The organism is Bradyrhizobium sp. UFLA05-125 (genome assembly GCF_059803515.1).
In genome coordinates, this window is the sequence record NZ_JBANBJ010000126.1 from 1 (window position 1) to 13,910 (window position 13,910).

Below are 13,910 nucleotides of genomic sequence, written 5' to 3' on the forward strand. Positions count from 1 at the left end.
CATTGCCGGCCGCGTCCACCGCCTTGCCCGTAAAGGCATGGGTCCCGTCGGCTAATGTGCCGGTCGCAAACGACCAGTTGCCGTTGGCATCAACCGTGGCGGTGCCGATCTGCGTTGCGCCGTCGGACACCAGAACCTTGCTGCCTGCCTCCGCTGTGCCACTCAGCGTCAGTTGATTGGCTTTCGTGATGCCGTCGCCCAGGATGTTGCTGTCCGGCGAGAAACTCTCGATTTTCGGCGCTGTCGGCGGCGTCGTATCAGCGACCGTACCAGACGAGGTACCCGACGTCAGACTCCCACTGCCGACCTGAATGACAAGCGGATGGTCGGTCAACGAAACATGAATCTGCGAGACGTTGGTATAGGTCGCGATCGGGTTGGTCCCGACAAGAGGGTCGTAGACATAAACCACCGCATAGGACTTCCCGAGATTGACCGTCACATCGCTGGTCGGTGAGGCGATCTCTTTCTGTTGGGTTGGATCCCAGATGACGTGCTCATCCCACAGCACCAAGTCAAACGTGCCGTTATGCTTCTCTAGTAGCAACTGGGAGCCGCTGGAGAGCATGTTGTCCAGACTATACGCCAGGCTGCCCGGCGTGAACGGTTTCGAAGCGTTGGGGTCGCTCAAAATCGTCGTGAGATTGTGTATTGCCGTCGCAACGAGCTTCGGACTGCCATCGTTGTTGAACAGCCCGAAATGAGCTTCCTTGTTCGTAAAGCTCGGATCAGACGCCTCATCGAAGAGTTCATACAGGAACGTTTGCGCGACGCCATCCTTGAAAGCGTCCATCAGGGTGTCGAGTGTGTACTTCGCCTGGACCGTCTGATCGACCCCGCTCATGGAATCGCTCGTCATTGTGTCGTAGCCCGTCTCCGTGAAAATGACGGGTAATCCGGTCGCGTCCGACTGCGCAATCTTCATGTCATTGAGCAGGACCTGGTTCGGCGTGGCCCCGGACCAGACGTAGGCATGAATATTGGCGTAATCGGCCGACGACGAGAGGTTCCCTACTTGACTATAGTTGGCGCTGTTCGGCTGGGACAGCGTGAGATTATAAACCGGCACGTCCGCCAGTTTTGCATCAGACTGGACGGCTGCAAAAAGCGCTTTCTGGAATGCGGCCGCGCTCGATAGCGACGAACTGCCGTTATAGGTGAAGGCTTGGATATCCACCTCATTCGGGCCTTCGATCGCGAACAGACCATTTGGGTGGGCCGCAACAAATGCATCAAGCTGCTTGATGAACGTCGAGAGGTCGGTACCTTGCGGCGTGAAAAAGTCGAACTTGATCCCGTCACTTGCCAGTTGTGAATAAGCCGCCTGAGCGTGCGCCGTCGAAAACATGCTGCCGTCGCGGACGGTGGTCACTCCGAGATACGCAAGTGAACTCTCGACCAATCCGATATTCTCGTAGACCGTCCAGTTGCCTAGGTGGGTATTCACACCGATAGACTGCACGAACTTGGACGCGTCGATCGCTGTCACATTTGATGTGGCGGTCGTCATTATAAAGCCCCGCAACGACGACCGGTGGCGGTCGTTTCGCTTGTAGAGTACCCCACAACCATTGCAATCGATTAAACTGTCGTTTCTCGTTTTTATCGAAGAAGGAAGATCAAGGACAACCTAGTAGCAATAATGATGTCTTAAAATCCGAAAATGAGCAGTTGCAATGCCGAAATTGCACTTCACGAAGGAGATGAGGCCGCTGATCCCGTCCAATTACGGATAATCTAGCGTTGCGAAGTCGACCAACTCAGGCGATTTGCCACAAAACAGTGCAACGCGATACATAATGCGGCATTTACCGACATTTCACGCAGGTTTCTGCGACGCCCGAAAAAAATGGGTGATCTCGGTGCGTCAGTGCAAGTCGATGAATGTTGCGTATGAGGGTTTTCGAGAATTGTCGAATCTCAGGAGTCCATAGTAGCAATCGGGATCAGTCTTGCCCTTGGGACACCAATCTCGGAAGTTGTACCAGAAAATCGGCCCGAGATTTGACGCTTGCGACGCAAGCGTGAAGGCCGATTTGAGAAGCTGGGCCTGAGTGGTTTCCGAAATCACCGTGTTTGCTTCTCCGTCAGTCGGAGCGCCGTACTCGGTCACCCATATCAACTTGTCCTGATCTTTGTGCCTGGCCATGATTCCTCGAAGACCGTCCGAGCTTTCCATTTGCTGCCAAGAATTTCCGTTTCCCTGATCAGGGGGACTCGGAGACGTATAGGGATGGTTGCCGACCGCATCGAAGAATGATCGCGCCCCGTTCCTGTATAGCGCATCCAAGAATTCTGCAGCACGCATGGTTGTGCTGGTGTTGTTCGGCTGCGCCAGCCCACCCGAAATGACGGTCGCGCCGCTGTCGACGTTCTTGATGGCCTCGTAAGCCGCCTTTAAGACCGCAACATACTGCAGGGGCGATGGAGCCGGCGCCCAGCTGCCGCCAAGGTTTGGCTCATTCCAGATCTCCCAATGGCGAACACCTGATGATGCGTATCTCGTCGAGAGATGCGCTGCGAACCGGGCGAAGGCACTTGGGTCGGCCGGCGGATAGGCCGGCGGCTCGTGTCCACCGTTCGCCCATGCTGGACAGAAATATATCAGGCCCAGGACGGAAATGTTGAACTCGCGAGCTAGGGCGACAATCCTATCATGCTGCTCGAGAGCATAGGTGTCCTGATTATCCGGCTGGATCCGACTCCAGTCGAACTCCACTCTCAGCCATTTAACGCCGATTTCCCTGAACTCCGCGAACCGGGATCGGAGCTGCCATGGCGGCATGAAGAGAAGATCCCCAGCGTTCATGCCCTTCTGCAGAGGACCACACTGGCAGATCGAAGGGATGCCGAGTAGTATCAGCAAAACGAAAGACCTCATGACCCGCTTCGCCAAACGCAGGAGTTGCCCACCAATACCAACCTTCATTGCCGCTTCCATCGAACATCTCGTTATTCTATGTGTAGGTTACACTGCACCGATCGAATTTTCCTGAACTGGATCGTGCGACCAAACACCCGGTTTGAGAAAAAATGCGCGTAGTTCACATTATGGGCGATGGAAACCCCGGCGGCGGCCCCGTCGTCGTTGAAACACTGTGCGCCGGGATGGCCGCGAGCGGCGTGAATGCTACCATCGTTACCCAGACCGGAAGCTACTTTTTCAAACTCGCGAACGCAAAGGGCTGGAGGACTTACGGCGTTGATTTCAGCCAACGGAAAGATGTGCTCAGGATATCGCGGGAGATTTCGGGATTGCTCGAGCGCGAAGCGCCTGACCTCGTTCACGCCCATGGTGCAAGGTCGGCGCTGCCCGTGTCGCTCCTATCTCGAGGCAAGCGTCCAGCCTTTGCGTATACAATTCACGGCTTCCACTACGCCCAGAAGGGCCCTGGCAGCAGGCAGTTCTTCAAAGCGGTGGAGAAACTGTGCATTCGCCGCGCGGACCAGATCATCCTTGTCGGCAAAGGAGACGAGGCGTTCGCTTATAGAGAAGGCCTGGTCGACGATCCGCAGCGATGGACTCAGGTCTATAATGGGGTTGAGCTGCCAGTGGGGTGCAAAATCTCGCAGCAGCCCGAGTTTGACGTCGTCTTTGTCGGGCGGCTGCATCCCCAGAAAAATCCCCTGGCGCTGCCGGCCATTCTGGCGGCAATGAAGCGGCCACGGGTGAGGATGCTGATTGTCGGCGGTGGTGAGCTGGAGACCTCGTTGCGCGAGAGCTGCAGCAGACTTGGCGTTGAATCACAGATTACCATGGTCGGCGCGAAGTCTCATGCAGATGCGCTCGCGCTGATGTCCAAGGCCCGCGTCTTCGTACTGCCATCGCTCTGGGAAGGCGTCCCAGTTTCCGTGGTCGAGGCGATGAAGATGGGGTTACCGGTCGTCGCATCAAAAATTGCCGGCAACCAAGAACTCATTCGCCACGGCGAAACTGGCCTTCTCGCCGACCCGCAGGCCCCGGCAGAGTTTTCAGAATTTATCTTGTCGCTGCTTGACTCTCCTCAACTGGCGCAATCGCTCGCCGCGAGGGCAGCATCGGTTGCGTCGACGACATTCTCGATCGACAGTCAGGTCACCGCGCATTTGCGCATCTATGAGAGCGCCCTATCGCAAGGCCGTCCGCGCTGAAAGCGCCAGGCTCAGATCGGGTTAGCGGCCCCGCAATTGTTCAACCAGACTCGGCGAAAGATCTGGATTTTTCCAAAGATCCGCCAAGGCGGCGGTGATGTTTAGCCTCGGAGACCAACCGAAATCCGCTTGAATCCGCGCGATGCTCGCTTGAAGAAAGGGCCGGTCTACCGCGCGAGCGCGCGAGGTATCATGCTCGATTTCGATCGGAAGTCCGGTAAGAGACCGCAATTGGTCCAGGATAGTCGACACTGAATATTGCTTGCCGGTGCCCAGATTGACCACCTTCGTCACACCCATCGGAACATCACCGTAGAGTGCAACCCGACCAAATCCTTCTGCCGCGTCTTCGACATGGATGTAGTCACGTTGGGGCCAAACGTTTCCCAGCTTAATCTTCGTGCTTCCCGACTTCAGCTGAAAGATGATTTCGGGCAAGATATGTGGGCTAGTTTCCCCCGGCCCGACCACGTTGAAAAGCCTGACAATGATCCCACAGAGGCTCCTCCGCTTGACGAAATAATTCACATAATGTTCTGCATGGAGCTTCGTTAGGCCGTAGACGTCGGCGGGCTCTACCGGAGAGCTTGCCTCATCGTGAGGCGCGTCGTCCGGACGATAGACCGCACCGCTGCTGGCAAGAACAAAGCGCGCACCGACAGGACATGCGCGCAGGAGGTTCATCGTTCCGAGAACATTGACCGCCTCGGCATCCGCAGGGTCTCGCTCACACTCGGGGATAAAGTGTATTGCCGCGAGATGAATCACAATTTCGGGCCGGAATCGCTCCATGACGTCCGAGACCGATCGCCAATCCCGAATATCGATCTTCTCAAGCGCAACGCTCGAATTGTCACTATCGCCGAAGCGGTTGCCGAATTTCAGCGAATCCACGACACAAATCTCGTGCCGATCACGCAACTTTCGAACCAGCTGCCGCCCTACGAAGCCGGCTCCGCCCGTAATCAAAATCCTTCGCTTCATGCGACGCTGGCTTCGCTGAAACGGCTTGGAAGGGACGAAGGCCGATCACCAAGGCCCGGAGCAACCAACCTCTCAAAGCTTTCCGCTATCAACGTCCAGGAGAGTGTCTTTGCCGCTGACCTGCCCGCCTCCGAGTAGTAATCCCAACGTGAGATTATGTCGCACACGCCTTGAGCCAGGTGCTCCGGAGTCGGGAGCGTCACGACCCCGCAATCATAGGAGCACACGACTTCCTTTGTCCCATTCGTCTCATAGTCGCACGTGACCACCGGCAAACCACTGGCCATCGCTTCGGCAACAACTCTCGGAAAGCCCTCCCGCACGCTGGAGACGACCAGAGCTTCGGACCTTGATAGCAAGTCGAGCTTGTCGTGGTCTGAGACCAAACCCGGCAGAATGATGTCGGACGAGTACTTGGACGTTCGAGCACGTCCCCTGATCTCATCAAAGGCAGGACCATCTCCCGCCAAGGTAAGCGAGCCGACGTATCCCCGATCCCTCAGCAATTCATAGGTATCGATCAGCAGCGGAATATTCTTGTGGGTTGCCATCCGGCCCAGGTGGCAGATACCTGAACGCTGCCTCCGCGGAAGCGAGCGATAGAGCTCGACGTCAATCCCGCTGGGAAGCGTATGCACCGGACCCTTGCTGTGACGCTGGATTGAATGGCCGACGGCATCGCTCACCGCCACGTTCATGGCCACGAAACGCGGCAGGAGGGCTTGAATCACTCCGTAGAACAAACCGGTGCGAATTTCGCACCAATGCATCACTGCTTTGGTGCGCTGTGATTTCGGAATCGTGATCGCATGCAAGAGCGGCCATTGATTCAGGAAGAGCACGTCGTAGTTCGCCTCCCTGACAACCCGCCGAGCGTGCAGCGCGTATTTGATGATCGTCGGCCAGGCGCGCTTCATCATTTTGAAGCGCGGGGCCTTGTAGAAGATATCCGTGGGGTGCCGAAAAATCGTGATCCCGTCCACACTCTCCACGCTGGCCAATCCGGATGCGTGTCCGATGCAATGGACGTCGACGGTGTGCCCATTCTTGACGAATTGACGCGCGAGCCCCTCAAAAAAAAGCTCCTGGCCGCCTACACTGGGTGCAAACAATTCAACAAATATTCCAATTCGCACGCCCCACCACCTTTCAATACCCCATAAAAAACTTCGCTACAATCGCGGAACAACTAAGCAACGTCAAACATCAGACAACATCAGACAAACATAGGACGAAATCGCCCAAGTTGTGTTTCATCTTTTGTCATATTATGTTGATTCAGTGAACGATGCAAATATAGTCAACTACCTTATTCGATCTCTGAGAGAGCCTCCGCTAAAGCATCCCGGTTAACCGAGGGTGGGTTTGCGGAAGAACCCCGCCCGTTTCTGGGACGCAGTTCTTGATGAGTTTCACGGCCCGCTAGAGATCGCCCGACGGCCTTTCCTGAACTAGGCGCCCTCCAGTCTGCCCTCTCTGGTGAGCAGAAATATAGGCGAACACAAACGTCACGACGGAGGTTGGGTCGAAGAAGCGGATCTCTGCCACGTTGAGAATCAGGAAGAAGATCAGAAACCACTCCGAGAAATTCTCGGGGCGACCGATATAGGGACGCTTAACGCTGGACAACGCTCTGCGAAGAGGTTTCAGCACCGCGACGAGCGTGGACAAAAGCCCCACAGTCCCGAGATCGAGAAGACACTGCAAATAGCCGTTGTGAGCACTCAGCTCAAACTGCAGGGTCGTATCCCAGAATAATGATCCGGGAGAATTTGGCCCCAACCAGAATACGCCATATCCATATCCTAGGAATGGCTTCGCCGCTGCCATATCCAGTGCGAATTCCCAAATGTTGGTTCGTCCGGACAGGGTCACGTCCCGACCGACGACAGATGTAAAAGCATCGGGCGCCGCGATCAGGAATAGAATGCCACCAATGCAGATCACGGCGGTGAGCACGGCCAATTCGCGGGGACGTAGACCCAATCGAGATCTCGCGTAAATCCAAGCGGTCACGAATCCAATGGCGATCAGCGGTGTTGCAGAGCTCGCCAGCAAAAGCGATAGGACGCAGGCTCCGGCACCGCCAAGCTGCACAAGCCTGCGGCGACCCGTTTCCCTCAGCGCCAACGAAAGGAAGGCGAGATAACCAATGCCAGAAAATTGGCCCAGAATATTCTTGTGATTGAAGAGCCCGCGTAGCTGACCGTTGGTGTCCAGAGCCTTGTTCGGAGCGATGAGCAACCATACGAACGAACCCGCCAGCGCAACGATCACTGCGATTTGCAGCAGCCTTGAAAAACGGTACGAACTCAACCGCCCGGCGACATAGGTACCCACCGAGAAGGTCCCGAACAACCCGAGCGCCTTCCTGAGGGTCGCCATGGGATCTGACGACCAGGCTGCGGACAAGAAACAGATTGCGATCACAGCAGCGGCCGGCCATCCCAACCGTCGCAGATTCTCGCTGAGCCTGGCGCGTGCCAGCATATAAACCGAACCGAGAAAGAACGGGGCCAGAAGGGCTTGCCGTATGACGTCCCCAGCCTTATCTATGTTTACGACGTCGAGATAGCCGGGTTCGTACTCGGCCTGAAGACCAGTCACGCCAGGCACGATATCCGCAGCGATCAGGAGATAGCAAACCAGGGTTGCAGCAAACAGCATCTCGCTCAGCCACGCGTTCGCCACCCATGACCGAGGAGTCGCGGTCTCGAAATCAACCATCGGCGGCAAGCTCGCTGTGCTGCATGCAAGGCCGGGTTCGCTCCCTCAGCAAGGCTTGTGCAAACTCGTTGGGGTCACTGGTCACGATCGCATCTCGAAGCAGCTTGTTCGGCAGCCCGCGGACACCGACAGGAGTGCTGACAATCCTTTTTCCGAACGATAGCGCCTCCAGTACCTTGATGCTGACGCCGGTGCCGGCACGAAGAGGCACCGCGGCAACGCGAATGGCGCTATAGAATCTTGATACATCGTCCAGGCGGTCCCAGACCGTAATATTAGCAACATCCGTGATGAGCGGCCCTACCTTGCTTGAGATGCCTCCGGCAACCAGCATACGAAACTCCGGCGCGACGTTGCGGATGATCGGGAGTATTACATCCCGCAAGTACAATACGGCGTCGAGATTCATCACGTCATTCGAGCCGATAAACCCGGCATCGAACTCATGGGCCGTTGTCTCTCGCGCTTGTTGAACGGGGGCGACGTAGGAAAACGGCTTGTGAGAGAGCTTCGCCGTCGATTGGTTTATGGCTAAGTAGTTGGCAAATTCATCCGCGGACTCCACCCGAACCAAATGGCAAGCGTCGAATATCTCCGCTTCCGCCCGCCGCGAACGTCTGACGTCAATTCGCTCGAGATGATGCCTTACCCAGGCATTTGGATGATCGCGCAGAATCTCCGGCAAGTTCAGCGCATCAAACAATCTCTGATAAGTCCCTCGGTAGGCGAGCGCACGATTGACAAAATCATCGTGAGCACTCATTACCACGAGCGGTTTTCGGCTGTTGGGCAATCGAGATAGGACTCGACCAAGCAGTTGAACCGATTGCGGCTTGGCGAGATAAATGACGTCGACCTGCCACTCGCTCAGCCTCCTCACAATCCCTCGCGAGTTTTCGACGCTGTTGGTGAACAGAAATGGGTGGGACGACAGGACATTGCCGGTCAGCGCCCGTTGCACCTCTCTCCAGACCTGCCCGATCGCACCCAGCGGATGCCCTCCCCGATTCCAGCCAGGCAACAGAAGAAAATCCGAAAAAAGCTCCTTATAGGCCGAGTTCACCTCGTGCGATGCTGCCAGCTGCTGGTCCCTGAAGAACGAAACGCAATAAATCTTCCAGCCATGCTTTTTGTAGGTCTCGGCTATCGTGTAGTACAGCCAGCCGGACGCATTCCTGGACGGCAGGGGGAGGAAGAGCTCGTCAGTTACAAAGAGTATCGAGCGCCCCGTCATTAACTAACCTCTGATGGCAACACATCGGGCATTCGCCCTACAGATTCGATAAGGGATTGCGTGCCGGGCGACGAGCCGCGGCACGAAAAGGACAGGTCGGATGATCCGCAACGCATTCATTAAGCGGGCGATAGGCGCGCTGACGCTATTGTATTCTGGGACATTCCTTGCGGCCTTATTCAACTTTATTGCGCAACTTACATTGGCCCGGTCTATGGATCTGGAGGCTCTCGGTACGATTGCCGCCCTGTCGTCAATCATAAATCTTCTAGCATTAATCGGCATGGGAGGGATGAACTGGTTTTTACTGCAGGTTGTTGGCAGGGAAAAGGAAGAGGCTTTTCGTTGGTACTTTCCCGCCGCGCAGCTGGTGGCGCTGCTCACAGGTCTTGGTATCGTCGGCCTCGCAGCCTATGCGCTGACCGTCGCGAAATTTCCTCCTTCAGAGCGATTGCTGTTGCTAGCGGCCTCGGTGCCTATCCTGTTGGGACAGCTGGCCGTAGAACTTTCGTCGGTCCGCTATCAAATCGAGCGCAGCACCCGTCAAGTCGCCTTTTGGCAAATCGTTACCCAGCTTGGACGCGCGGTGGTTGCCCTTTGCCTCAAGGTATTCGCGATCTCAAGCCTGCGGACAGTCCTCGTGGGATTTGGATTGATGGGCGCGATTGCCGTCATCTCGAGTCTGCTTGCGGTTCCGGCGCGATCTTGGGATCGCCTTGTGAAAAGCTATCGGCACCCCCATCCCTCGCTAGTGGACACGGCCCGCTCGGCCGGCCCGTTTCTGTTGTTCGGCGCCATCTATCTCATATTCTTCCAGGGGCCGATTGTAATCCTGGAGTACATCCGGGGCGGCACCGAGACCGCGCAATACAATATCGCATTTCTCATCGTCTCTGCGGCGACGATGTTTCCGTCGGTCTTCTACACCAAATTCATTGCAGAAAGGGTCTTTCACTGGGGCCATCATGACCGCTCAAGATTCGCGGCTGCATTCTACCTGTCTGCGGCGTTGATGGCCGCGGTCGGCTTGCTCGTAATGGCGATCCTAGTAGCCACCGCCAGCCGATTGATTCCCTGGATGTTCGGATCGAGATTCGTTCCGTCTGTCGACCTTCTTCTTGTGATGAGCATTGGAATTCCGACAAGGTTCCTCCAGAGTTCCTACAGTTCGCTGCTCGTGACCGGACCGCAGACGATACCGCGTGTCATATACCTAGGGCTCGCGGCTCTTACCTCGATCGTCGCGTCCTGCATTTTCGTTCCCGCTCTTGGTGCATTGGGTGCCGCCTACGCGAGTGTCCTGGCCGAGTTCGTGCTTCTCCTCCTGTCCTGGCGCGGATTGTCGGTCTACGTCCCCGAGATCAGGCCCTTGGGTTGGCTCAGTCCACAAACCATTCGGCAATCTATATCGATTCTTGGGGGAAGCGCCGCGCACTAAGTCGGTCGACGCCTACAACGGCCATCCAACCCAAATGTCGGCGGGGATGCAGGTGTCCTGCCTAGCGTGGAAAGAACATATACAAACGAACCGTGCGCAGGAAATTTGCAGCAACGTATGAAGGCGGATCTCGATAGGTCGAGATCAGCTGCAATACGCACGCCACTCCCAGGGCAATCAAGGTAGACAGGAACGAGCCGATCGCCAAGAACAGCCAAACGCTGCGGCCCGCAGTTTCGAACGGAACGGACGCGGGCTGCGCGATCTTGATCGCCGAAAGATTGTTCTCCGTCATCGCCGCGGCGATCCGCTTTTCGCCGGCGCGAGAAGTGATTTCCGCAAGCTCCTGCTCCGCCGAGCTGAGTTGCCTCTTGAGGCGATTGGTCTCGGCTTCAAGGCCGGCGAGGTTTGCAAGATCCTTTGCCACGTTGTCCAGTTCGGCCGTGTGAGCCGACTCTGCGGCTCGCAGCCCCGCGATCGTCATCTTGAGCGTCAGAAACTGCTGCGTGGTCTCCTGATAAAGCTTCACGAGTAACAGCGGGGGATCGTCGCCAAATATGTTTCTATTGTATGGCAGAGGAACTGCCGACTCCGGTGCCGGCTTAGACGGATCGCGGGCTTGCGAAGCACGAGCAGCGTTCGGCTTCAATTGGCTTATTTGCTCCTCGACAACCCTCAGCTCCTCCTGCTTCTGCGCCAGTTCGGTTCGCACCGTCGCCAACGACTTGGCGAGATCACTCTGGCGGGTGAGCAGGAGCTTTTTCTGCTCATCGATCGCGTAAGTGCGGTTGGCGGTCATAAAGGCACCAAGGACCCCGGCCGCTGTCGCGACCTTGCGCTGAAGCTGGTCCACCTCGCCACGGAGGAAATCAGCCGCCCCAGCCTGGGTATAGAGAGCCCTGTATTTGCTCAGATAGCTTTCTGTAAGTGCATTCACAAAAGATGCGGCGAGGCGAGGATCCCCATGCCGAAACGAAACCCGGATCATGCTCGTCCGCGGTTCTAGTTGCACCTTCAATGCGTGAGCGGCCAGCTTGTATGCGCGGTCCTCATTGTTCATTTGTCTCCCAGCTACACCCAGATAGGTTAGCAGCTTCGAGAGCTCGCTCTCCGGGGCCTTCGGATACAAGCTGCCGTCGCCGATGTTCTGGATCGCCGACCTCAGGACGAGCTCGCTGTTCAGCAACTCGATCTGTGAATTCACGAAGACCGAATCAGAGCCCTGATTGGCTTCGCTTTGCTTGCCGTTGTCTATGAGAAGAGACGCTGTCGCCTCGTACTTGGTATCGAGCAAGGCATGCAGCACCAACGCGGAAAATATGCCAAAAACGACAACAGCCGCCGAAATCAACCAATATCGACGAAGCGCACGAAGGACGAACAGCTCCAAGCTATCGGGTTGCTGCTCAATCTCCTTTTCGGCTCCCCGGTGGTCCTCAACTTGCGGTCGAAGAATCACCCGGTAGTCTTGTCGTTCGAGACTGGTCATTGCACCCCCTATCCGCCAGTCCCAAGAATAGGGCCCTCGACCGGCCAGAACAATGTCGATTGGTGCTCAACTTGCAGCGTGGTGAACCCGCCCATCGCCAGCGCCATTTCATTCGATAATTTACTGATTTTGTTTACTAATTCAAAGCGAAAAAAATCCTTGCACAACCTCAAAATTGCGAAACGAACCAATTCTAGGCGAGTTGGCGCTTCAATGCCTACTTCCCGGGCTGTGATGACTGTTAGTTCTAAGATACTTTCTGACAGCCTTGCCCTTGCTGGAATCGTAGCCAAGCGCGATACCTGCGATCCACGCAAGAGGCATCACACATCTTCGTCAAGCATAACTATCTGGCTGGTCTCGAGATAGACGGTTATGCTGAAGCTGTTGAATCCCTAAAGGTACGTAATGCCAGATCGTCATATCGCGCTTGCAGTTGTCCTTGACACCGCAGGCCGCCACCTGTTCCAGCGTCGCGATGACATCCCGGGCATAGCTTATCCTGGAAGGCTTTCCTTATTCGGGGGGCATCGGGAGTCGGGTGAGACATATCTGGAATGTATCGCTCGCGAACTGCAGGAAGAGATCAGCTACCCGATTGCACTTGATAGGTTCGAGTTTCTGACAACTCTCGACCAATGCGGCGAGGTTGTTGGAGGCGACGTCGTCCGGGGACACGTATTTTTGGTGAAGAGAATTCCCTCCGATGAGATCGTCGTGACGGAAGGGTCGCTCGCTATCCTCGATCCCGATGAGCTGATGCGTTCGCTTCCCCATCTCGACAAGGACCTGACGCCCGCATCCAGGTTCGGACTCGGTGCGTTTCTAGAACGATCGAAGGCGAAAGTAGATTGAGGCCACGCGAGCCCCTTGCCAGGCTCGTGGTTAAATCCTCAACGCATAAGACTGCTTCTGTTCATCAACCTCGCTTGCAAGCGAGGCAACTTTAATCAATTGTTAACCACATCGTAAGAACTATCGACGCGGATTTCGCGGTGCGCGCCGCACAGGCTTTCGGTACGCGATCATGGCCATTCGCACGTTGCTTCTCCTGCTCTTGTCTGTCGCCCTTGGGGGCTGCGCATTACAGCAAACTTGGGGGTCGGCTCAAGGTTCGGCCAAGCTGACCGCCAGCGCATCGTCGCGCCAATACGCGTGGGACGGCCTGGGGCAAGATCCTAACCGACCCCAAATGCATCGAGTTTCGAGAAAGTCGGGCACACCAGAGCCGGATTCCAACCTCGAACGAGAAGCAGTGCTGGCCAAGTTGCGCCCCTACTCAGCCGCGTGGTGGGTGGTCCACGACGAAATCGAGGCTGATCGGGAAGCAACGATCGCCAAAAAACTGGTTATTTGCACCGGATGCATTCATTCTGAAAGTCCGGTCGACACAACCGCATCCATCGGTGATCGCTAGCGCCACCGCGGCGTTTGCACCGTCAAGTCGAACGGGTTTCGCTTTCCCTCTCGACCGAAGCGCAAGGACGAGACGCGATCTTCAAAGCGCCGGAGAAACCCTTTGACGGCGGGGCGTGGAGACCGACCGCCTGCTTGGCTCCCTAAGCGTGCAATAGATATGCGTCCGTCGAGAGGGCATGAAGTACAATCAGATGCTCATTCTCGGCGCCAGGATGTGCATTGGCACCGAGATCGAGTCCGAACTGATGTAGCGCGTCAGCGGAAGCGAGATATCCGTACAAATTATTGAGTCCGATTTCCGGGTGGCCGGCGAGCGTCCCAGACTGGCCAAATAAAAACCCGTCGCCAGTGCTCCCAATCTGAGCAAGCGCGCGAGGGGTAGTCGTTTGCGACATCGAGAGCTGCGCAAACCTGAACGCGTCGGCAGGCGGATCGATGACGAGAGTGCCGGCGTTTCCGTCGGTCGACAGATTGAAGGTTGAATGGGT

General features: G+C 56.3%; 13 protein-coding genes. 4 read left to right on the plus strand and 9 right to left on the minus strand.

What is annotated here, in order from left to right; translation table 11 throughout:
• The coding region (locus tag SO156_RS44410; RefSeq protein ID WP_498539250.1) for an Ig-like domain-containing protein at positions 1–1,510 on the minus strand (1,510 nt) is incomplete at its 3' end.
• Between the two features lie 357 nt (positions 1,511–1,867).
• Positions 1,868–2,941: a cellulase family glycosylhydrolase gene (locus tag SO156_RS44415; RefSeq protein WP_498539251.1), complete on the minus strand. Its 1,074-nt coding sequence runs from the start codon at positions 2,939–2,941 to the stop codon at positions 1,868–1,870.
• 92 nt (positions 2,942–3,033) lie between these two features.
• Between SO156_RS44415 and SO156_RS44420 the strand changes: the two genes are divergently transcribed.
• Positions 3,034–4,131 (plus strand): glycosyltransferase family 4 protein, encoded by a 1,098-nt coding sequence (locus SO156_RS44420; protein ID WP_498539252.1) that lies wholly within the window; start codon positions 3,034–3,036, stop codon positions 4,129–4,131.
• A 21-nt stretch (positions 4,132–4,152) separates the two neighbouring features.
• Here SO156_RS44420 and SO156_RS44425 read toward each other — a convergent pair whose 3' ends face one another.
• The 4 genes from SO156_RS44425 to SO156_RS44440 all read right to left on the minus strand — a co-directional run bounded on the left by SO156_RS44425 (position 4,153) and on the right by SO156_RS44440 (position 9,076).
• Positions 4,153–5,115 (minus strand): NAD-dependent epimerase/dehydratase family protein, encoded by a 963-nt coding sequence (locus tag SO156_RS44425; RefSeq protein ID WP_498539253.1) that lies wholly within the window; start codon positions 5,113–5,115, stop codon positions 4,153–4,155.
• Positions 5,112–6,227 (minus strand): glycosyltransferase family 4 protein, encoded by a 1,116-nt coding sequence (locus SO156_RS44430; RefSeq protein WP_498539254.1) that lies wholly within the window; start codon positions 6,225–6,227, stop codon positions 5,112–5,114. Before SO156_RS44430 ends, SO156_RS44425 begins: the two co-directional genes overlap by 4 nt.
• Before the next feature lie 310 nt (positions 6,228–6,537).
• Positions 6,538–7,842 (minus strand): O-antigen ligase family protein, encoded by a 1,305-nt coding sequence (locus SO156_RS44435; protein ID WP_498539255.1) that lies wholly within the window; start codon positions 7,840–7,842, stop codon positions 6,538–6,540.
• Positions 7,835–9,076 carry a glycosyltransferase family 4 protein gene (locus SO156_RS44440; RefSeq protein WP_498539256.1) on the minus strand — a complete coding sequence of 414 codons (1,242 nt, stop codon included), beginning with the start codon at positions 9,074–9,076 and terminating at the stop codon, positions 7,835–7,837. Before SO156_RS44440 ends, SO156_RS44435 begins: the two co-directional genes overlap by 8 nt.
• Positions 9,077–9,176: 100 nt before the next feature.
• Between SO156_RS44440 and SO156_RS44445 the strand changes: the two genes are divergently transcribed.
• On the plus strand, positions 9,177–10,514 hold the full coding sequence (locus SO156_RS44445; RefSeq protein WP_498539257.1) for a lipopolysaccharide biosynthesis protein: 1,338 nt from the start codon (positions 9,177–9,179) through the stop codon (positions 10,512–10,514).
• A gap of 61 nt (positions 10,515–10,575) precedes the next feature.
• Here SO156_RS44445 and SO156_RS44450 read toward each other — a convergent pair whose 3' ends face one another.
• Positions 10,576–12,003: a GumC family protein gene (locus SO156_RS44450; protein ID WP_498539258.1), complete on the minus strand. Its 1,428-nt coding sequence runs from the start codon at positions 12,001–12,003 to the stop codon at positions 10,576–10,578.
• Between the two features lie 8 nt (positions 12,004–12,011).
• Positions 12,012–12,296, minus strand: a complete 285-nt coding sequence (locus SO156_RS44455; protein WP_498539259.1) for a hypothetical protein — start codon at positions 12,294–12,296, stop codon at positions 12,012–12,014.
• A 115-nt stretch (positions 12,297–12,411) separates the two neighbouring features.
• On the opposite strand from SO156_RS44455, the gene SO156_RS44460 reads away from it, so the two are divergent.
• Together SO156_RS44460 and SO156_RS44465 are read left to right on the plus strand one after the other, a co-directional pair.
• Positions 12,412–12,858 (plus strand): NUDIX domain-containing protein, encoded by a 447-nt coding sequence (locus tag SO156_RS44460; RefSeq protein ID WP_498539260.1) that lies wholly within the window; start codon positions 12,412–12,414, stop codon positions 12,856–12,858.
• Positions 12,859–13,030: 172 nt separating this feature from the next.
• Entirely contained in the window at positions 13,031–13,420 is a 390-nt protein-coding gene (locus tag SO156_RS44465; protein WP_498539261.1) for a hypothetical protein, read from the plus strand.
• Between the two features lie 142 nt (positions 13,421–13,562).
• Here SO156_RS44465 and SO156_RS44470 read toward each other — a convergent pair.
• Positions 13,563–13,910: hypothetical protein (locus SO156_RS44470; RefSeq protein ID WP_498539262.1), on the minus strand; the 348-nt coding region annotated here is incomplete at its 5' end.

Coding starts and splice junctions, on each gene's coding strand:
- SO156_RS44415 (WP_498539251.1), bottom strand. CDS start 2,941: ATGGAAGCGGCAATGAAGGTTGGTATTGGTGGGCAACTCCTGCGTTTG.
- SO156_RS44420 (WP_498539252.1), top strand. CDS start 3,034: ATGCGCGTAGTTCACATTATGGGCGATGGAAACCCCGGCGGCGGCCCC.
- SO156_RS44425 (WP_498539253.1), bottom strand. CDS start 5,115: ATGAAGCGAAGGATTTTGATTACGGGCGGAGCCGGCTTCGTAGGGCGG.
- SO156_RS44435 (WP_498539255.1), bottom strand. CDS start 7,842: ATGGTTGATTTCGAGACCGCGACTCCTCGGTCATGGGTGGCGAACGCG.
- SO156_RS44440 (WP_498539256.1), bottom strand. CDS start 9,076: ATGACGGGGCGCTCGATACTCTTTGTAACTGACGAGCTCTTCCTCCCC.
- SO156_RS44445 (WP_498539257.1), top strand. CDS start 9,177: ATGATCCGCAACGCATTCATTAAGCGGGCGATAGGCGCGCTGACGCTA.
- SO156_RS44450 (WP_498539258.1), bottom strand. CDS start 12,003: ATGACCAGTCTCGAACGACAAGACTACCGGGTGATTCTTCGACCGCAA.
- SO156_RS44460 (WP_498539260.1), top strand. CDS start 12,412: ATGCCAGATCGTCATATCGCGCTTGCAGTTGTCCTTGACACCGCAGGC.
- SO156_RS44465 (WP_498539261.1), top strand. CDS start 13,031: ATGGCCATTCGCACGTTGCTTCTCCTGCTCTTGTCTGTCGCCCTTGGG.